Below are 21941 nucleotides of genomic sequence, written 5' to 3'. Positions count from 1 at the left end.
ACACACCACTAGCAGCTTAATTTTTTGGCATGTTGTTATTAGCTAAAAGTTTACCTTTATTAAAGTGCAAGAGATTAGAACTTATAGACTCATGGAGCTATGGATTTATGAACTTATGGCACTGTAGAACTGTGGCACTGTGGAGCTACGGAACTAAAACAATAGGCACACCAACACAATGGGCCAGTTTATTCGCCACACTACCCAGTAATATATCAGCAAAGCGCGATCGACCTCGCCGACCAACAAAGAGCATATTAACGTGATAATCATTTACCTGTTGAAGTAATGCGTCAACAGGCTCACCCCAGATATATTCACTGCTCAAATCAACCTTTTCTGCTTTAAATTTTTCAATCGAGGGTTGTAAAATTTTTTCATTCACATCATGTTCTATTTGTTTTTTATCAATCGGAGGTGGTGCAACACCCTCAATCATCATTGGCTGAAATTCTTGCCAAGTAATCACATACACTAATTTAACACTTGCACCTGTTTTTTGTGCCAGATGAACCGCTCGTTCAACAGCTCTGTTACTCCATTCACTGCCGTCAACGCCAACTAAATATAAAATTTTATGCATGTTATTTACCCTTTTTAATAACCTGTATTTTTAATAGTGATAAAATTGATAGTCAGTTCTTCTATAAGGCACCAACTCATAATGAGGTTGTAAAAATGTTACTAAATCAACCAACTCTGTTATGGTCATCACATCATTAAAATTGCTCATTTTAGACTCTCCTTCAACAGCAATAGCGGTAAGGGCATAACCTTTAGATAGTTTATGTGAAGGATTAATAACACTGGTCACAAGTTCGGCATACGTTGTTACCTTGGTTGATTTACCTCCTAAACGTACATTTAAATCAGGGTTATTTATACCTTCAGCTTGTTCCACACCATTGATATTATGACAAGCTAAACATTGGTATTTTGTTAATACCATCGCTCCCTTAGCAATATCACCTTTTGGCAAACTAAAGCCTCTGGGTGAATCAGGACCTAAGTCACAACTGCTCAGACTAATAGTGATTAACGTAAAGCAACAAAAAAGTAAATATTTCATAAAAACTCCTCGACACCGATTCAAAAAAGAACAACTACTTTATAAACCTAACATCTAAGTAATAATGCACAGGTTAATTTATCTCTACTTTTTCTAACAAGTAGCTGAGATAGATCAGTTAATGGTCACTAACGATGAAAAGATGAGTGTTATTCATCAAAAAGTAGAGCAATACCCCGTAAACTTGCCCGCCGGATTAATAAAATTGCCAAGATAAAAATAAGGATCAACGCCTCATTTTTCTCTCTATCTACACACAAAATAACACGCCAAAAAATCTTATATAAATGACATTTATCAGGATCGCCAATATAACTTGGTGATAATATCGTGGTGAATAGCAGCGGTATTGTCTGTTTTACTCAATGTACCTATTGATTATGACAACGACTATTTAATGCATGAGCTTGTAAAAGCTATATTGAAATTTTTATTAACTTATAACGCCAGCAACTATTTACGCTGTGGCGTTATAACACTGTACGGAGATAAAAATCATGACATTATTTAAACATCAACCATTAGCAACAAGACCACAACTGCCCTTGTTTTCGCAATTATCTAACGAAATTGATCGGTTTTTTGGTCAGGGGTTTCCGATGAATAGCCGGAGTTCAGATTTACTGACTGATGTTTGGCAACCTTCTGCGGATATAGAGCAACAAGACAATCGCTATATAATCAGAGCCGATATCCCTGGCGTTGATCCTAAAAACATTAATGTCTCCATGGACAATGGTAATTTAGTGATTGAAGGAAAAAGAGAAAGCAAAGCGGAAGATAAACGAGAAAATTACTATCGACTCGAACGTTCATACGGCAGCTTTTATCGTAGTTTCAATTTACCTGATGCCCAAGATGCAAAAAAAATTGAAGCGCATTGCCATAACGGTGTATTAGAAGTTATTGTGCCTAAACTCGTCGCAGAAAAGCACAAAAAAATAGAAGTAAAAGTAGATTAATACTCGCTCTATTATGTTTGTGATCTTGTTGCACACAGAAAAATAATTCAAGGGATTATATTAAGGGTCATATTTATTGTTTCAGACTAAACATAAGTACTCGGCTCCATATGAGCAATAAATCCTTGGGCTATTTAAACTAGCACAAGTGAGCAATAGCTTAATAGAAGTGATATCACTCAGCAAATTTATTTATCTGGGCTGGGGGATCAGTCCAGATAAATTTTAGCTACTCAGTGCTAAATCTATGGAAGCTAAGCTTTATGATAAGGAATAAACCATGTTATCTTTTAATCATGAGGTAGCTCAAAACCTACGAAAAGTCTCATTTTTACTTAAAGAGCAACACGCCAATCCATTTCGCTGTCAAGCTTATCTAAAAGCGGCAATCACTCTTGAGGCGTTACCACAAGATCTCAGGCAACTTTTTAAAAACAGTGGTATCAAAGGATTAACTCAGTTACCCAATATTGGCCTTGGTATAGCCCGTTCAATTAATGATTATATTACCATGGGACATATGACGAGATTAGATAATCTCAGAGGAAACACCAATCCCATCGATTTATTTCAAGTTATTCCAACCATTGGTCAAGAGATGGCTCAACGTATTCACGACACCTTACATGTCGACACCTTAGAAGCTTTTGAAAATGCGATATTTGAAGGTCAATTAGATAATGTTAAAGGGATAGGCGTAAAACGAAAAAAAGCTATTAAAACTTGGTTTGCTCAATGTTTTGGTGCCCGTCAATTACCCATAACAACTCACCAGCAGCCCATTAAGGCTAAGCCCAGTATTGAGCTGATTTTCAATATTGATGCACAATATCGTAAAAAAGCACAAGCAGGAGAACTGCCTGTCATTACACCAAAACGTTTTAATCCAGAAAATAAACCTTGGTTACCTGTAATGCATCTTAATAAAGAAAATTGGCATTTTACTGCCATGTATTCTAATACTCAGCGCGCTCACAAGCTTAACTTAACTTTAGACTGGGTATTAATCTTTTGTTATGACGAACATCATCAAGAAAGCCAATACACCCTAGTTACCGAAACCCATGGACCACTGAAGGGGAAACGGGTGATCAGAGGACAAGAAGCCACCTGTGAAATTTTTTATACCACAAGAAATGCTATCAAAAATCCTAATACTGATATCGAAAAAATAGCAGCAACAGCAAAATAAATCACCAAATTATAAATTAGCTGCCAAAATAACGATAATGAGATAAAAATCAATAATGCTAAGGTTTACCCTATGACACCTGAAAGCAACGCAGATATTCGACATTTAGGCCGATTTAAAATAACTAAATAAAGAATTAAACATATAATTCAATAATTTACTGTAAATTAAATTGGTGTTTTTTTATCTAAGCGCTATTCATCTACCTTAGTTTGTTAGGCAAGTTATTGCGATTATCTAATGTTGGGTGATTTTTTGTAGATCGGACTTTAGTCCGTCAACCGTTAAACCGGCAATTAACCTGATGTGTTAGCCAACATCTGCAATGGGATTATTTTTATTACTTGGCCGTTATGCCAATGACGGTTAAATTTCATTTAACTTGATGGACTAAAGTCCATCCTACATACGACCTACATAAGCCCTACGGGTGTTCATCTAACGTTGGGTGGTTTTTTGTCGGTCGGACTTCAGTCCGTCAACCCTTAAACATCCTATTGAATCGGCTTTGTAAATGCTTCATCTAATACAGTATCGACATGTTCAGCCAATACAAAACGCATTTCTTTCTGAATTGATTCAGGTAAATCAGTCAAATCTTTCTCATTTTTACTGGGCAAAATAACCGTGGTTAAACCGGCGCGGTGTGCGGCCAAAATTTTATCTTTTATCCCACCCACAGGTAACACTAAACCCCGTAAGGTAATTTCGCCCGTCATACCAATATGATGAAAAATAGGCCTATCCGTTAATAACGACACTAACGCGGTAATGATAGCAACACCGGCAGATGGCCCATCTTTTGGTGTTGCCCCTGCGGGTACATGCACGTGAATATCAATGTGCTCAAAAAAATCTTCAGCAATACCTAATTGCTTGGCTTGGGATCTTACGTAACTTAACCCTGCTTCAACTGACTCTCGCATTACATCGCCTAATTGTCCGGTAATGGTCAAACCCTTTTTACCTGGCATAGCGCTAGCTTCAATAAATAATATATCGCCCCCAACAGCGGTTACCGCCAAACCCGTTGCTACGCCTGGGCGCTCAGTACGTTCGGCGAGATCATAAGAGAACGGCGGTTTACCCATTAATTCTTCCAACATAGCGTTATCAACAGTGAGCGACTTACCACTTTTTGTGGCAATTTTTATCACTAATTTTCGACAAATAGCGCCTAAACGTCGATCCAAACTACGTACACCCGCTTCTCGGGTGTATTGACGAATAAGTGTCAGCATCGCCGCGTCATTTATAGTTAACTCTTTAACCCGTAAGCTATTTTCTCGTAATTGTCGAGGTAATAAATAACGCTTCGCGATATGAAATTTTTCATCATCGGTATAGCCCGACAAGGTTATAACCTCTAATCTATCTCGTAACGGCCCAGGAATGTTATCGAGTTGATTAGCCGTGGCAATAAACATTAACTGACTAAAATCAAAAGCGACTTCAAGATAATGATCACGAAATTCGCTATTTTGTTCTGGATCTAAAATTTCAAGTAGCGCCGACGCAGGATCACCGCGCTGATCGCCAATAATTTTATCAACTTCATCTAACAATATAACCGGATTATTCGTCCCCACGTCGCGCAATGCTTTAATAAACCGACCCGGCATCGCACCAATATAGGTACGACGATGGCCCCGAATTTCAGCCTCATCACGTATGCCTCCCAAACTGATACTAACCAACTTACGTCCCAAGGCATGTGCTATTGAATGTCCTAATGACGTTTTCCCAATACCGGGAGGCCCAACAAAACAAAGAATAACGCCTTCTCGTTCTCGGCGAATATGAGGTGACGATGCACGCTCATCTAATGGTTTAGTTAATAATCTTTTCTGCCGCAGCTGCCTTACCGCCAAGTACTCTAAAATGCGCTGTTTTATTTTTTCCAAGCCATAATGGTCTTCATTAAGAATTTTCTCAGCCTGTTTAATATCAAGCGTGTCTTCCGTCGTTTTTTTCCAAGGTAACGCGAGTAACCAATCAAGATAAGTTAATATCACGCCCGACTCTGAAGATGATTGTGGGATATGTTCTAAACGAGAAATTTCCTGCCTTGCTTGCTCTTCTGCTTCTGTTGACATGCCACTGGTTTCGATTTTCTTAAGGTATTGCTCTATTTTAATTTGTTGGCTATCTTCTTCACCCAATTCGCGTTGCATAGCCTTAATTTGATGGCGCAAAACATAGTCACGTTGTGCCTTGTCCATTTCACCATGGGCTGAACTTTGTATTTTCTTACCTAGCTCAAGTACCTTCATTTCGTGTTGGATAAGATCGGTTAATTTAAGCATTTTTGCCACAACATCTTTCATATTAAGTATATCTTGAGCGTCAGCCATGTTCATTCGCATACTCGAACTGACTAAATAGACCAGTTGACGACAATCTTCTGTTTGGCTTAATGCACTCACTAATGATTTAGGTAAATATGAAAGTATGTTAATTAATTCGCTAAACGACTTTAACAAATTATTGCGTATTGCTTGTGCTTCAATATCTCCTGCTTCTGGTTCAATATCAGTAACAAGATGAATTTTTGCCCGTAAATAGGGCTTTTCGCTCAGCCAAGCGTCAACCGAAAATTTATCAAGCCCTTGTAACAATACCGTGGAGTGATTATTTTCACCCTTTGAAATTCGCAATATCTGTGCAATACACCCCACTTGATAAAGATCTAAAGGTGCTGGCTCTTCAACGTCTTGATCTTTATAAGCAAGGGTTGCCAATAAGTTATTACCTGCGGCCACATCCTCGAGCAATTTCAATGAGCGCGCTTGACCAACAGAAATAGAATTAACGTTGTAAGGGAATAAAACTAGATTTCGTAACGGCAATACCGGCAGATTATCAGGAATAGCGACTAAGGCTCTAGGTTGTTGATTTACATCGACTGATTGCTGTTTATTGTCCTCTTTTACTTTAATACCTTTAACATTAATGTCTGACATCTGGGTTCCTTAATATTACAAAATTATAAATTTACTTTTCGTAACTTTTTTTTCGTAACTTTTTTTTCGTAATATGGTCATTACTGCTTGGGTTAATTCACCAACATAATGCTAATCCCAGTTATTAATTTACACGCTGATATTTATCAGTTCAATTTCGTATTATTCTGTTTAAAGTTGTTTTAGTGTTTTAGTGTTTTAGTGTTTTAAAGTTATAATGTATTTACATTAGCGATATTTATAGCTATTGCTGATTTTTAGTGAGTATCAAGCCATTGAAACTACAAAATGTTGACGCTAAAACTTGATATAAACGGCGAAAATAACTTGTTGATATGGGAAAAAAATAAGTACAATATTGTTAAGGAGTGGGTCAAGTGTCTGGACTAAAAGTACAAAATATTTTTATTGTTGATGATCATGAACTCGTTCGCCAAGGGCTACGTCAGTTGGTTGACGGTGAAGCAGACATGCACATTTGTGGTGAGGCCGCCAATGTCTATGACGCACTTAACATGCGTTCTACCCTAACAGCAGACGTTGCTATTGTTGACTTATCATTGCCCGACGGTAATGGTCTGGATTTGATCAAACAGCTTCATGCTTGGCGACCACAAATGGGGATTATCGTCTTATCAATGCACGATGATGAATTGTATGCAGAAAGAGCATTAAATTGTGGTGCGCTAGGTTATATCAATAAACAAGACTCAGCTCAAAAATTACTCCTTGGCATAAGACAAGTAATGAAAAATAAAATTTTTGTTAAAGCAGAAATTCTTGAAAAAATACGTAAAAATCCATCACGAACGATAACCTCTAAAAATGCTATTAACATACAGATGCTGACCGACAGAGAACTACAGGTTTTTGAAGCTATTGGACAAGGCATCACAACAACAAAAATTGCCAAATTACTCAATGTTAGCGTAAAAACGATTGAAAGCCACCGGCGTCACATCAAAGACAAGTTCCACTTAAGCTCTGGTTTAGAGCTAACGCGCTCAGCAATAATCTGGAGTTTAGAAGTCATTTCAGCTGAATAAAAAATAGATATAAAAATATTTTTATTCTTAGCACAACACTTAAAATAAATCATTTTAGATCACACTCACTTTTCCACCGAAACTAGGTGCTACATGTCAGGAATAAATGCAACTAAACCTAAGCTGATTGTCGGTATTGGCGCTTCTGCTGGCGGGCTTGAATCATTTAGTACCTTCTTTGCTCATATGCCAAATGACAGTAATATAGCCTTTGTTTTATTACCTCATTTAGACCCAACACATAACAGCTTGATGCCAGAGTTACTTTCCAAAAAAACGGCTATGCCGGTTTGCGAAGCGAGTGAAAATATGCAAGTGCAAGGGGATCATGTCTACATACTGCCTCCCGGTAAACTGCTTTTTATCAGTGGCGGGCACCTGCACCTTTCACCAAACGTTAAAAGTCGCACCCAGTGGGTTGCGATTGAATATTTTTTACGCTCTTTAGCGCTAGATCAAGGTGAACATTGTGTTGCCATCATTTTGTCTGGCACTGGCAGTCATGGCACATTAAGTTTTAGTGATATAAAACTTGCAGGTGGCATGATCATAGCTCAAGACCCAGCTAGCACTACCTATAATCAAATGCCTATAAACGCCATTAATACCGGATTAGTTGATGTGATTGCCCGACCTGAAAACATGCCAATCTTGTTAACAGAGTTTTCCAACCACCCTTATTTGCAAAGTAAAGCTGAACAAACTGATCAACAGGTGTTTAATTGCATGTACTCTATACTGTCATTATTGCACAGCCGCACAGGTTATGATTTTAGTGGCTATCGGAAAAATATGTTATTGAGGCGCATTCAACGACGCATGTCTGTGTGTCATAGCAAAACAATACAAGATTATCATCAGTTTATGAAAAATAATCCAACCGAAACCAGCTCATTAAACAAAGATTTATTGATTGGGGTTACCGCATTTTTTCGTGATGAAGAGGCATTTTCAGCGTTAGAAACCCATGTTTTTCCTGAACTTGTCGCGCGAAGTAGTGTAGATAATCCTGTTCGTATTTGGATCCCTGCCTGCGCCACTGGGGAAGAGGTTTATACCATCACCTTATTAATGTTTGAGGCTTTTGACCAAGCGAAGAAAGAAATTAACCTGCAAGTTTTCGCCAGCGACATTGATGAAAAGTCAATCAATGTTGCTCGCGGCGGCATCTACGCTAAAAGTATTGCTGAAATTATCTCTGCCGAGCGCTTAGCACGTTTTTTCGACGTGACTAATAAGGGCGATTATAAAATTAAAAAAGTCATTCGTGAAAAAATTATTTTTTCTAATCAAAACCTGATAAACGACGCGCCATTTTCTCGACTAGATCTCATCAGCTGTCGTAATCTGTTTATTTATTTACAGCCAGAACTGCAAGCTAACCTGCTCGATTTATTTCATGTTGCGCTGAAAACGACAAGTTATTTAATGCTAGGCCCGTCTGAGTCTCTGGGTAAAAATAAGCATCAATTTACCACTATATCCAAAAAGTGGCGTATTTTTAAAAAGATTACACCATTAATTAAAAGCTCATTGGCTTTACCCGTGAGCCGCATGCCAACACCAAATATCGCAATAGATCAAAGTACTATAAGCAATAATTTTAGAGTTGACTCACCTTCTCGTTATAGTGACTTGGTTAATCGTGATTTACTTGCCGCTTATGCGCCAGCAGCCGTGTTGATTAATCGTTCATTTGAAATACTGCACCATCAAGGCCCTACGGTTAATTTTCTTGAGTTTCCAAAAGGCTCCCCTTCTAATGATCTATTAGTCTTATTACGTGAAGGACTCAGAGCGCGAATGCGTTCAGCGATTAATTACGTGCAAAAAGAAAATCAGGCTATTGCAGATCACCAAGCCAGAGTAAAACGTAATAATCATTATGTAACTTGTACACTTACCGTTCGCCCAGTATATGAGCCAAACCTTTCAACTGAGTTGTTACTGATCACTTTTGAAGACAAACATTCTTTACAAAATAGCTCGCCGCAAAATATTTCAGTAGAAGATACGCTTAAAAAAAATCCCCCTAGTCCGTATTTAATCGCAAACAATGACAGCGCAGGAAGCTCAAACATAGTCACTCAACTTGAGTATGAACTAAACGCTACTCGCGAAGATTTATACAGTACGGTTCACGAACTGGAAAACTCCAATGAAGATCTAAAAGTAAGTAATGAAGAAGCCATGTCGATGAATGAAGAGTTGCAATCTGCCAACGAGGAATTGGAAACCTCTAAAGAAGAACTGCAATCGATGAATGAAGAACTCAACACCATTAATTCCGAATTACAATATAAAGTTGAAGAATTAGAGCGAAGTTATAATGATATCAGCAACTTACTTTCCAGCACAGATATTGCCACTGTGTTTCTTAATCGCGACATGCAAGTGATGTTATTCAATCCTCCTATTAGTGAATTGCTCAACTTACGTGAAAGCGATATTGGTCGTCCTATTAGTAATTTTTCTGCCAATGTATCTAATAAAGCTTTAATGACTGACGCAAAACAGGTGCTGGAAACATTAACCCCGATTGAAAGCGATGTATGGAGTCATCATAAAGGTCAAAAGCAGCGCTGTTATTTACGTCGAATAGTGCCCTATCGCACCTTAGATGATCATATTAACGGTATTGTGATCACTTTTGTCGACATTACTGAGCGCCATCATCAAAAACAAATATTGGAACAATGTGTGCAAGAGCGCACGCATGCGTTACACGAGCGAGAAGCACGGCTAAGCGCCATAATGAATTATGCTTTTGAAGCCATACTTGTTTTAGATTTATCAGGCAAGATTACCGAATTTAATGACTCAGCCCAAACAATGTTTAATTATAATAATAAAGAAATTATTGGCAAAAACATTCAAGCATTAATTCCCTCAATCAATATTAAACAACTAACTAGCCAAGCACTGAACATTGAATCATCTGCTCTGTCTACCTTGATTTTAGAGAAAAAAGAATTGATAGGGTTAAGGAAAGATGCGCTTAATTTCCCCATCGCACTCTCCTTAACTAAGGTCAAGGGTCGAGCACTTTACATCGGTATTATTAATGACTTGAGCGAACCTCAAGCATTAAAAAAAGCCTTAATTAACATCTGCACCTATGAGCAGGAAAAAATTGGTCATGAAATTCATGATAATTTAGGCCAACGTTTAACGGGGATCAACTTACTGGCGAGTAATTTAAAACGCTCTTTGCCTAAAAGTGACATAAAAAACAATCAAGCAATGGACCTTATAATAGAACAATTGAGTCAAGCCATTGGTGATACTCGAGATTTTAGTCATACCTTAGCCCCTATTTTATTTCCTCCGCATGGCTTACAAGGCGCCTTAACCACCATGATGAAATTATTTGATTCATCAGGTATTAAAAAGAAAATAAAATTATCTTCAAATTTAACCATTGTAGATTCCGTCGTAGCGACTCAAGTCTACCGCATCGCCCAAGAAGCCATTAATAATACCTTAAAACATGCTAAAGCCCGAAAGGTAACACTGCAACTACAAGCGCAAGGAGAAAACACCTGTTTAGAGATCACTGATGATGGCCTAGGTTTTGACATCAATGATCCAAAGTTTAATCAAGGTATAGGTATACAAATCATGCGATATCGGGCATCTAATATTAATGCGACATTAGATGTTGTCTCATCGAAAGGCAAAGGTACAAGTGTGCGCTGTGTGTTTTAACACTCTAATTTATTTTCATCACTTCAATAAACCTAACTAAACAGCACACTAAATAGCAAAGTAAATAGCAAACTAAGAATATCGCAAAGTAAGCCACAGCAGATGAAAAATCAGGTCGGCAGACTCATAAGAACCCTCATGCATTTTAGTGTTTTTTTATACTCAAATTATCTTAGCATTACCCGTGCATTCGATAATTTGACAGTATCAGCTATAAGTCTATAGTTATAAATGATGATATTCAAAAATTAAATAACGAATAATTATAGTCAACATTAGGAGTTAGTTTAATGGTTCGCGTTAAACGTTTGGTACTCGATATTCTAAAACCCCACCAACCCAATGCGCTAGAATTTTGTCAGGTGTTAGCGTCGGTAGGTGAAGACTATCATGTGACGTTAACTGTAATCGAGATGGATGAAGAAACAGCCACAACTGAAGTGGTAATAGAGGCAAACCATATTGATTTTGATGCAATTTGTGCTGCTATTACTTCAGTAAGTGGCTCAGTTCATAGTATCGATTTTGTCGAAGTACAAAACGACACTCAACAAAAGTAACCGATGAATCTGGAATAGCATTTTGATTAGCACTTTAAAACAGGTTGCGTTATTGTTGAGGATCACTAACTCGCAAGACATTATGCGGCGGTACTTTGTGGTTAACGGCTTCGATGGTGCGCTAACAATGCTTGGCATCATTGTCGGTTTTAGTCTTGGTTCCACCACCAGTTTGACCATCACCATTAATGCTTGTGTAGGAGCGGCTATTGCGCTTGCAGTTAGTGGTTTAAGTAGCGCATATATCAGTGAGCATGCAGAGCTTAAACGCACGTTAGTGGAACTTGAAAACATTATGTTAGTTAACATGGAAAATACCGCTCATGGACAAGCAGCACGTTGGGTACCTATTTTTGTTGCGCTAGTTAACGGTTTGGCACCTTTGGTCATATCCTTATTAATTATTGCTCCGCTATGGTTGGCCGACGCTGGATTTTCGTTAATTTTTCCACCTCTGTTAATGGCCAGCATTATTGCGATGACATTAATTTTTTTTCTTGGTATATTTTTAGGCCATGTCTCTGGAGTGTCTTGGTTAATAAGTGGTCTAAGAACCCTGCTGATCAGTTTAGTGACAATCTTTCTTATCTATCTGTTTAGTAAAAACTAATCTCAATGAAATTAGACTAATATCCATCAAAAAAAGAGACCGTATTTTATGCGTTTATTCGCCGAGTAACTTCAACCTAGTAACCTCAAGGTATGCGCTTCCAACCTTAGTCGATTTTAAATTAATGAGTGGCTTTAATTCGTCTCTTTCCCCAATAGTACTTCAACCCTTAATAGTTCATTATCACTCGGCAATGCGACTTGCTGACCTGTTATTACCTTGCCATTAACGCTGATTTGAATGACACCACAGCCGACTCCTTCAGGGTCTTTCACTGCAAGCTCAATAGTGTCGTTTTCTCGAGTTAACGTAGCGCTATAACTGCCCCATGACTTAGGAATACAAGGGTCAATCAAGAGGTATTTATCACGATAACGTATGCCTAAAATGGCTTCAGTTCCTAAGCGATAAGCCCACGCCGCTGAGCCTGTATACCAAGACCAACCCCCACGACCCATATGAGGCCCAGCCGTTGCTATATCTCCTGCCATTACGTAAGGTTCTATTTGATAAGTGGTCATTTCTTCTGTCGTGCTAGAACGCTCAATAGGGTTGAGCATATTAAATATTTGCATCGCCCCGTCTCCATCTCTGTCTTTTGCCAACGCCCAACCTAACCAAGTAGCCGCATGCGAGTATTGTCCACCATTTTCTCGAGTGCCCGGAGGATAAGCCTTGATATAACCTGGGTCTCGCATGGTTGCGTCAAACGGGGGCCATAGTAGTCGAGCTAATTTATGCTCTTGATCAATTAATTCATTTTTAGCCGAGGTCAATGCCTGCTTAGCACGCGTTTTATCAGCTTTACCACAAAGGGTTGCCCACGATTGTGCGATAGAGTCGATACGACATTCTTGACACTCACTTGAGCCCCAAGGGAGTTGCATATCATCGAAAGCGCGTCGATACCAAGCGCCATCCCAGCCATTATTTTCCACAGCGCGGCAAAGGTCTTTAGCTCGCTTGCGCCATTGTAAAGACAAATCACTTCGCTGTTGTTGATCGCATATAACCGTAAATGCATCAATCACAGCAATAGCAAACCAGCATAACCAAACGCTCTCACCCCGACCTCGAACACCCACTCGGTCCATGCCATCATTCCAATCACCCGTACCTATTAGCAATAAACCATGCTCTCCAGATGAATCAGTGCCACGTTCGATTGCCCGTTGGCAATGTTCAAAAAGCGAATAGCTTTCGCTTGAACTTTCATACTTACTGTATCGGTCTGCTTCCTGTGTGGTTAAGGGCTCTCCAAGTAAAAACGGAACTTTCTCATGCAATATCGAACTATCACCACTGGTTTCAACATAATACGAGGTGACAAAAGGTAGCCACATCAAATCATCAGAACAATGTGTTCGTACACCTCTACTATAAGGTGGATGCCACCAATGTAGTACATCACCCAGGTCAAACTGGTGTGCTGCACACTCAAGAATATACGCTCGAGCCAAAGCAGGCTCTATGTTTACTAGCGCCATCATGTCCTGAAGTTGATCGCGAAATCCATAAGCACCGCTTGATTGATAAAAGCCTGAACGCGCAAATATTCGACACGCTAAGGTTTGATAGATAAGCCATTGATTCATCATCAAGTTAAATGACAGTGAAGGTGTTTCTACCTTGATGGCATTACAGACCTTTTGCCAGTGCGCCTTCATTAATGTCCAATCTTGGTTAATCACACCAGCAGAGCGCCATTTCTTGATGAGTTGTTGCACATGATTATCATTTTTACCTTGACCCAAGATAAAGTGAATATCGACTTGTTCATTAGGGGCTAAATCAATATGCACTTGCAAAGCGGCACAAGGGTCAACTGCCGCGCCTACTTTGCCACTCATTCCCCAACGAGCTAATGCGGCAGGCTTAGATAAATGCCCTTCACGACCTATAAATTCAGCTCTGTCTGTAGTGAAAGCATGCACTGGATAATCAGAGAATAAAAAACTTACATTCGTCGAAAAATCACTGCTCCAATGATTTTTAGCTAAAATCACGCCCTCATCAGCTGAATATTCAGTAAATATATGCGAACCACTATGGGCGCGATTAACCCCGTTAACGAGTTCAGCATAATAAGTAACCGTTAAACGTCGAGCGACAGGGCTGGTATTATTTAAGCGCAGACGAGTGACTTTAATCGGGTCTTCATGGGCGACAAATACGCTTAGCTCTTGCTCTAATTGATGCCAATGGCTACGCCAACGACTATAACCCACGCTATGGGTGACTTCACAAAGGTTACCTGTTCCTACGGGTTTTGGGGTAACTGTCCACACTTGTGCTGTTTGTTCATCACGTAAATAAACCGCTTCACTGGGTTGGTCAATAACGGGATCATTCGTCCAAGTCGTGAGTCGATTTTCACCACTGTTGCCAGCCCAAGTATAACCACCGCCAACTTCGCTAACAATACTGCCAAAATTAGCATTGGCTAAGACGTTACACCAAGGTGCTGGTGTGGATTTATTTGCCTCAAGATAAATAATGTATTCCTTATCAGTAAAGCCACCCAGGCCGTTAAAAAAAGCTAAATCTTCGCGGCGCTGTAGTTTTGGTATGTCAGGTACTTCTTCAGGAGCCACCATCCCCCGAAAAGGAGGCAAGAGTTCTGTCTGACGATAAGCGAGCGCTAACTGCTCTTTCAATGAAGAATGTGCACCTAAAATGACATGAGCACTCGCCTCAAGTAAATGTGTTTGCGGAACTGAGATTTGATCTGAATGAATGACATGAATACCCGCCCTTTGCGCCACTAAAGTTTCAATGTCTAACTCATGTATAAGTTGCTGTATTTGCGCACCAAACTTGTCATCATAACCAGAAGGGCCTGCTTGTAATATCACAAAATCAATCTTGATCCCTTGATGATGCCAACGTCGATAAGCAAAAAATAACAGTCGTAATAACGCCACATTCGTTTCATCCACAAGTCGCAACAACAAAATGGGGAAATCACCCGAGATACCAAATGGCCAAAGTGCTGACTGGCCCAATAAGTTATCCGTGATCACTTTATCTGCGGCGCGTAATAGGTCAACCGGATAAATAATGAGTGCCAATAATTGCTGTAATTCGGGTAAATAAGCAACGGCATAATCGAAGGTTTTCATCTCATTACTGACTTTAAATAAGGCATCATGAAAAAGTAAATCAATGGCAGAGTAAACTTCATAACATTGGCAAACATCAAACAATGCGTGTCGCGAACTGGCTGCAATAGTAACAAAGGCAAAAGATTCACTATGATAAGGTGATAATTCAACATTTACCTGTAGAGACATAACTGCATCAAGTGTCCAGCCAAGAGTTTTCGAAACCCCGTCAGTGACTGCTTGTGGACTTTGTATCGAGCCATTTCTACCCATAAATTTAGCACGGTCAGTCTCATAGCCAACCAATGTTACCGCGTCGCTATCGCTCAGTAATCGATGCATCATAGCGGGAGATTTTTCTTGTGGTGAGCGCGCACGACGTTCAAAAATCAATGCATTCATGTTGCTGGCTAATTCACTGTGAACAAATAATTTGCTAAAAGCGGGATGACTTTGGTCGGCGTCGCTTGGGGTTAAGACCACCTCAGCATACGTGCTGACTTGAAGCCTTCTTGACGCGGCCGTTTCATTTATAAAGCTTAATCGCCTGACTTCTACATCATCATTTGCCGCGACCGCGATTTCCATACGTAAGCTAATGCCTTTATCGTGGCGATTAAATTCTGCCATATGCGCATGGAATACCACTTCGTATTTATCAGCGCGTTTATTTACCGGTTGCCTACCTGCAGACCAAATTTCTCCACTATCAAGGTCACGGATGTAGATCCATACCCCCTGATTATCGAGTGTTGAATCCGCTGACCAACGGGTTAAAGCGTTATGGCGCCATAATATACCTCCTGATCCCGAGTCGGTCAGCAAAGTGGTGAAACGACCATTACTTAAAGTATGCAGCTGCGGAATAACGCCATGCAGTTTAGGTTTCCAAGTGGGTAGGTGTGGCAATTGATGCATAGGTACATGATTGATTTCCGCTTCGGTTATTGCATCAATAGGAAACTCAAGGGCATGGGTTGTTGGTATTTGTTCATGTAAAAGCAATTCTACCGTTTGCACCATGGGACACGACTGAAAACGCTGGGCAACCTGATCATTAAATATCGCATTATCTAACGCAGTTAATATCATGCCTTGATGATGCGCCATATGAGAACGAACGATAGAAAAACGTCGATTCTTAGCGACTCGCCCTGGGGTGTAATCAATCGCTTCATACATACCATAGAGGCTCATCATACCGAGCTTGGTTAATTTTTGAAGGTTTTGCACGGCGCGAAGTGGATAAATAGCTAATGCCAGTGCGGTAGAATAAGGTGAAATAACCGTATCTTCCTCTAAGCCACGCTTATAACCTAAACTGGGCACACCAAAGGCACGATATTGATAGTTATGTTGAAAATCAACCGCCGCATAACCAGACTCAGAAATTCCCCAAGGGGTATTGCGTTTTTCAGCTAATTTAATTTGTTCATCGACCGACACTTGTTCACTTTGAGCCAATAAAGTTCCAGCATGACTTCGCAGTAATATCCGCGGCATCAAATACTCAAACATTGTGCCTCCCCAAGAAAGTAGAACACTACGGCCAGCAACTTTGGTGACAGAACGCCCCAAAGTAAACCAGTGTTTTATCGACACATCTCCCTTCCCTATCGCGACAATACTCCCCAAACGCGCTTCTGATGCGAGTAAGTCATAATGGTGTGTATCCATAATTCCGGTAGTGGCATTAAAACCAATATGAAAAAGTGCAGCGTCTTTATCATAGAGTAAACGAAAATCCATCGCCGATACTTCTTCACTCGCCAATGTAGCGATAGTATTTAATTCTACTTGCAGGGTTTGAGCATTCTTTTTGGATTCACTTACTGCAGTCTCCAGCTTATTAAGACATAAGGTAAAATCATTCGCGGGTTCCTCTAGCCAAAGACTTGGCTTGGCGTCACGTAAAGTGGCAATAAGCGCTTGAGCTGACTCACAAGCGAAAGGCACTTCAGCCAAGCTTAGCGTTGGCTTTAAAACTTGATTAAAAGAACTTATTGCTTGGTAGTAGCTACTTGTATCTTGGTGCAAGGTTTTTGGCTGGGTTTGAAATAACACAGACAACCAAGGTAACAAGCGGTCAATATCACGTAACATATCACGTAGATGTTGGTGTAGACGCCCCAACCAAACACGGACATCTCGCAGTTGTGAAACCCTTGAAACCAAAGATTTTTTAGCCAGTGTTGTCACCAAAACGCGGTCAAAATCAACGCAGTCCTCTTGACAAAGTTCGTGTATGGTTAACCACCAAAGCGCTGAATTTTTTTTGGCTTTATTGGCCTTATGACGGATATCAGCTATTAGTGTGACTAATAGGGTAAAGTCATGGTGTTTGTCTGTGTTAAGTAACGCCAAAGACTCTTCAATCAAGGCGATATTATCCATCAAGCCATCCCAACGTGAACAGGTAAATATGGCGGTGTTTTGCACTTCTTGGCAGCTTTTTTCAAGGGTCATTAAAGCCGCCGCCAAATTACCGCTATCAACCATTGAAATGTAACGAGGTGAGAGTACTTCTAATGTTTTAGTGTCATACCAGTTGAAAATATGACCACGATAATGCTCAAGTTTAGTCAGTGTGTTCATGCTGGCCAGTAAACGAGCAGCCAAATCTGTTGGGCCAAGGTAACCAAAATCCCAAGCAGATACATTAGACAAAAGCATCATGCCAATATTGGTTGGAGAGGTGCGATGTGAAACAGTGCCATGCGGGTCTTCTTGATAATTGTCAGGCGGTAACCAATGATCAGACGGTCCAACAAAGGTCTCAAAAAACAACCAGGTTCGTCGGGCCAAACGGCGTAAAAATATCACCTCATCATCGCTTAATTTTTCTTTGTCACTCGATAGTGTACGCCCTAGTACCCTGGCTATTTCTGGTGCCATAAGCCACAAAAACAACAAAGGTGCAGCAATAGGTAATACCGCTAAATTAACACTAGAAACCGCTGCAGCTAACGATAAGGTCAGCAGTATACTTGTGCTCATTTCACGCCAATAAAACAACCGAGTATCATCACCACTGAGCTGATTGTCAGTATCAGCTGCGGTTACCCATTCCAACATTTTACCTCGGCTAATCGTGATTCTATAAAGTGTTCGAGCAATAGCATCTGTGGCGATAATGGCTTCATAAGGCAGAAATATGAGTAACAATAACCAGCGACCCGCCACCTCACGTGGCACGATAAAAGAATGCATCAAAGTTTTAAAATTAGCCGCACGGGCGACTCCTAACATGAAATGACAAAAATTATGTCCAACAGGGGCAAGTAGCGCCATTGCGGTCCAAACTAGGGCGTTACCGGGCAACCATAGCCAACCCGCCATAAGCCATAAAAGCAATGTTGGCGCAAAAAGGCTGCGTCGTAAATTGTCGATTATCTTCCATCGTTCAATCACACCAAAACGATTTTTAACTTTTGTACCATCAGCCTGAAATACACTATTGGCTAGCCATGGCATGAGCTGCCAATCTCCGCGTATCCACCGATGTAAACGGCGACTAAAGCTGAAATAATGTGTCGGGAAGTTTTCATAAAGCACAATGTCAGAAGCCAGTGCTACCCGGCCCAAAATCCCCTCGAATAGATCATGACTTAGTATGGTGTTTTCCGGAATACATTGCTTGAGGCTGCGCTCAAAACTAGCGACCTCATAAATACCTTTGCCAACAAAAATGCCCGTACTAAAAAGATCTTGATACACATCAGACACGGCATGGCTATATATATCAATAACACGATCGCCAGAGGCCAATCGAGTAAACCAAGTGTGACGGTGTATGGTAGGAGCGATTTCAATACGGGGTTGAATAATGGTATAACCTGCAATAACCTTGCTTGTTTTATCATCAAAAACTGCGCGGTTCAGCGGATGCGCCAAGGTACCAATCAGCTTAGCCGCAGCCCCCCGACAAAGCTGTGTATCACTATCAAGGGTGATCACATAACGAATATCATTCAGCCCTAGCGGCTCTCCCTCATGAACAAAAATAGCCTCACAGTTTTTGTCGCTAAGAAAACGATTGAAATCGCTTAATTTACCGCGTTTTCTCTCCCAGCCCATCCAGCAATTTTCACTGCGATTATAACGTCGCTCTCGATGTAATAAGTGAAATGGTCCGGTATTGCCAGCACCGTATTGACTATTGAGTGCTCTGACACCTTGAGTAACACGATTAAGATAATCCGCGTCACTGGTAATACTCTGCACTTGCGCGTCAAGATAATCAGTTAACAACACAAAACGCAGTGCAGGATCGCTATTTGACAAATAATGAAGCTCTATTTGTTTGAGTAATATGTCGATATCGCTATTACTACTTAACATACTAGGTATAACAACAGCTGTTTTATATTGGGGGTCTATATGCTGATCAAAGTCGAGCTTGTTTAAAATTCGACTTGGCCATATGAGGGTAATCAACCAATTAGTAATAGCAATCGATAACATGGACGCGGGTATTAATGTTAATGCCAAACCCGCCAAATATGTTAAGGCTTGAGCCTCGTTTTGATAGAGATAAACAACAACCACAACTTCAGCCAATATCACAGAGAATGCTAGCGCTAATAAATATAATAGGCTGGAAAATTGGCCACAAAAACGCTGAAAACGCTGCCACCAAGACACCTGATAACCTAAATCTTTTTCTAACGCCATTAATCCTTCATCAACCAGCCAATAACCTACATGGGAATATCGTTCGCCATTGGCACTTTCACAACAGGCTAATGCGACCGCTCGCTCGGCAATATGAGCTTCATCATGGGCAGTTGCCCTTGCTAAGTTTTCAATGACTTTGCAATACCTATCACGGCTGTCAAAATCAAGGCTTTGATATATGTCTGCCGGCTCATGGCGAAGCTTTTCCTCAACCACACTCACTTGCTCAAAAAACTTACGCCATGGGATTGTTTCTATCACTGAAAGACAATGAATAGCTCGACTTAAATAATCAATTTCATCACGAGAAACCATTAAAGGCTGGCTAATATCGTCACGCGAATAAGGCACAGTGAGTTCAGGCACTATATTGTCTACCGCTTCGACAATTAATTGGATACAAACCAAACGCAATAGTGTCGGTAAGGCCCATAATTCAGAAATATTGAGCGTCGTTTCTTGTTGATAGCCTTTAACAAATTTAACCAAAAAATTTAACGACAGTTGGATACCTGTGGCCGCTAATAAGCCACTAGCCAGAGAATAAGCCCGCGGTAATGACTGACCACTGGTGTTTTGTAGACTAGGTAACAGCCGATAATAGCTGGTTGGCATATCAATTTGTATTTGAGTAATGGCGCGGTCAACAACATAGCCATTGTCATAGACCCACTCAGCGACTTTCGCGGTATTAACATCACGGGTATTAAACAAGAGTTTTGCCTGCTCAAGCCACTTGGGTATTTTGGGCAGTGCATTAAGTAAAGGGATTTGAGCAGGTGGGCGATACGACACGGTTTGACTTTTAGCCAACTCCTGCGCCTTTATCGCTAACAAAACTTCATTCGATATTTCCGCCTGAGGATTCATTAATAAGCCCTCTGAGGATAACGTCCTTCTAACTCAGATTGATCAGTATTGCCAGGCCTGAGTAAATCATCTTGCGGTGTTATACCTTTTACCAACAACACGGGCACTTTACTATTTGCCAAAAAATCCATGGCAATATTACCATGGTAACGCCCTTCTCTAGCAGAACGACCATGCGCGTTCATAATCACCATATCGATGTCATCTTGGGCTACCACTTGTAATAACTCGTCACACACGCCATGTTTGGGGATCAGCATCGAACTGATATCTAAAGTGGTTAACGATGATAATTGTTTTCTCACCTGCTCTAGGTAATTGGCTGCAACTTTTTCATTATGTCGCTGAATACTATTTTCCAATGCTATTTCATCATTGTTCAACGGCATAATATGCGTCAGTCCAGATTCTGGTACAACATGGGCTAATAGTATTTCTGCCTGCTGCTCTTTGGCGATGCTTAGCGCAACAGGTAATACGCTTTCAGCCCAAACAGAGCCGTCTAGCGGTACCAATATTTTTTTACAGTGAAGGGGTTGTTGTTGATGTTGTTGATGCTCTTTTGCTGGCACCAATAATGTTGATACTTTGCTGCCAAAAAGTAGTTTTTGACTATTACTGGCTAATGGCCACTGCGAATAACCATTGGCACCATGACTGCAAAGTACGACCAGATCGACAGGGTGTTTTTTTATCCAATGACTAATTTCTTCTGCCGCTTTACCTTCAACAATATGGCTAGTAACTATATTAGTGTTGGCTGGAAAATTTGACATAATATCATCAAGATATATTTCTATTTCTTGTTTTTGTAGCGCCCAAAGAAAAGGGTCAACCGGTGTTTTAATATTATTGTCTGAATATTCCAGTACATGTAGCAGGGTAATTTTTGCTTTAAAAGCATGTGCTATCGCCAATGCATAGGGAATAGCCTGCTTAGAAATAGCGGATCCATCAAGGCAAATTAAAATATCACGCATGATATACATCTCCTTCATAGTTAAGGACACAATTATTGAGCCTCTTTTTTAGGGATAAACGTAAATACGAAAGGAATTCGTGGTAATACGCTAAACATTGTCAGTGCTATATTTCAGGCACAGTTGAAATGCGCCAAGGCAGTAATAATGTATGTTAGCTAGACTATAAATAAGAAGGGGATTTTTTAAACTGATAATAA

11 protein-coding genes are annotated in these 21941 nt (G+C 40.2%); 6 read left to right on the top strand and 5 right to left on the bottom strand.

The genetic code is table 11. The features are described 5' to 3' along the window. Window positions 1-145 precede the first annotated feature (145 nt). The gene (locus tag H4J59_RS12285) at window positions 146-583 is read right to left on the bottom strand and encodes a universal stress protein (protein WP_182239764.1); all 438 of its coding nucleotides are present in this window, start codon (window positions 581-583) and stop codon (window positions 146-148) included. A gap of 30 nt (window positions 584-613) precedes the next feature. After that, entirely contained in the window at window positions 614-1069 is a 456-nt protein-coding gene (locus H4J59_RS12280) for a cytochrome C (RefSeq protein WP_182239762.1), read from the bottom strand. Between the two features lie 497 nt (window positions 1070-1566). Between H4J59_RS12280 and H4J59_RS12275 the strand changes: the two genes are divergently transcribed. Both H4J59_RS12275 and H4J59_RS12270 read left to right on the top strand, forming a co-directional pair. Continuing rightward, window positions 1567-2031 (top strand): Hsp20/alpha crystallin family protein, encoded by a 465-nt coding sequence (locus tag H4J59_RS12275; protein ID WP_182239760.1) that lies wholly within the window; start codon window positions 1567-1569, stop codon window positions 2029-2031. 280 nt (window positions 2032-2311) lie between these two features. Beyond that, a complete protein-coding gene (locus H4J59_RS12270) occupies window positions 2312-3223 on the top strand; it encodes a DNA-binding protein (RefSeq protein WP_182239758.1) in 912 nt (303 codons plus the stop codon). Window positions 3224-3717: 494 nt separating this feature from the next. Here the strand turns inward: H4J59_RS12270 and lon are convergent, their stop codons facing one another. Beyond that, window positions 3718-6186 (bottom strand): endopeptidase La, encoded by a 2469-nt coding sequence (gene lon / locus H4J59_RS12265; protein ID WP_182239756.1) that lies wholly within the window; start codon window positions 6184-6186, stop codon window positions 3718-3720. A 377-nt stretch (window positions 6187-6563) separates the two neighbouring features. Here lon and H4J59_RS19670 point away from each other — a divergent pair, with 377 nt between their 5' ends. The 4 genes from H4J59_RS19670 to H4J59_RS12245 all read left to right on the top strand — a co-directional run bounded on the left by H4J59_RS19670 (window position 6564) and on the right by H4J59_RS12245 (window position 12110). Next, window positions 6564-7232, top strand: coding sequence for a response regulator transcription factor (locus H4J59_RS19670; protein ID WP_182239755.1), 669 nt, complete (start codon window positions 6564-6566; stop codon window positions 7230-7232). A 93-nt stretch (window positions 7233-7325) separates the two neighbouring features. Next, entirely contained in the window at window positions 7326-10940 is a 3615-nt protein-coding gene (locus H4J59_RS12255) for a CheR family methyltransferase (protein ID WP_182239753.1), read from the top strand. A gap of 290 nt (window positions 10941-11230) precedes the next feature. Further along, window positions 11231-11500: a DUF211 domain-containing protein gene (locus H4J59_RS12250; RefSeq protein ID WP_182136937.1), complete on the top strand. Its 270-nt coding sequence runs from the start codon at window positions 11231-11233 to the stop codon at window positions 11498-11500. A 22-nt stretch (window positions 11501-11522) separates the two neighbouring features. Further along, the gene (locus H4J59_RS12245) at window positions 11523-12110 is read left to right on the top strand and encodes a hypothetical protein (RefSeq protein ID WP_259369506.1); all 588 of its coding nucleotides are present in this window, start codon (window positions 11523-11525) and stop codon (window positions 12108-12110) included. A 134-nt stretch (window positions 12111-12244) separates the two neighbouring features. On the opposite strand, the gene H4J59_RS12240 is transcribed toward H4J59_RS12245, so the two are convergent. Beyond that, window positions 12245-20761, bottom strand: a complete 8517-nt coding sequence (locus H4J59_RS12240; protein WP_182239751.1) for a GH36-type glycosyl hydrolase domain-containing protein — start codon at window positions 20759-20761, stop codon at window positions 12245-12247. Continuing rightward, complete coding sequence (locus H4J59_RS12235; protein ID WP_182239749.1) at window positions 20761-21741, bottom strand: universal stress protein; 981 nt, start codon at window positions 21739-21741, stop codon at window positions 20761-20763. Before H4J59_RS12235 ends, H4J59_RS12240 begins: the two co-directional genes overlap by 1 nt. Between the last annotated feature and the right edge of the window lie 200 nt (window positions 21742-21941).

Origin of the sequence: Colwellia sp. MB02u-10, from assembly GCF_014077185.1 — a bacterium.
Classification (GTDB): domain Bacteria; phylum Pseudomonadota; class Gammaproteobacteria; order Enterobacterales; family Alteromonadaceae; genus Cognaticolwellia.
Note: the sequence above shows the minus strand (reverse complement) of the source record. Positions and strands in the feature narration are given on the sequence as shown.

Coding starts and splice junctions, on each gene's coding strand:
- lon (WP_182239756.1), bottom strand. CDS start 6,186: ATGTCAGACATTAATGTTAAAGGTATTAAAGTAAAAGAGGACAATAAA.
- H4J59_RS12235 (WP_182239749.1), bottom strand. CDS start 21,741: ATGCGTGATATTTTAATTTGCCTTGATGGATCCGCTATTTCTAAGCAG.
- H4J59_RS12240 (WP_182239751.1), bottom strand. CDS start 20,761: ATGAATCCTCAGGCGGAAATATCGAATGAAGTTTTGTTAGCGATAAAG.
- H4J59_RS12270 (WP_182239758.1), top strand. CDS start 2,312: ATGTTATCTTTTAATCATGAGGTAGCTCAAAACCTACGAAAAGTCTCA.
- H4J59_RS12250 (WP_182136937.1), top strand. CDS start 11,231: ATGGTTCGCGTTAAACGTTTGGTACTCGATATTCTAAAACCCCACCAA.
- H4J59_RS12280 (WP_182239762.1), bottom strand. CDS start 1,069: ATGAAATATTTACTTTTTTGTTGCTTTACGTTAATCACTATTAGTCTG.
- H4J59_RS12275 (WP_182239760.1), top strand. CDS start 1,567: ATGACATTATTTAAACATCAACCATTAGCAACAAGACCACAACTGCCC.
- H4J59_RS12255 (WP_182239753.1), top strand. CDS start 7,326: ATGTCAGGAATAAATGCAACTAAACCTAAGCTGATTGTCGGTATTGGC.
- H4J59_RS12285 (WP_182239764.1), bottom strand. CDS start 583: ATGCATAAAATTTTATATTTAGTTGGCGTTGACGGCAGTGAATGGAGT.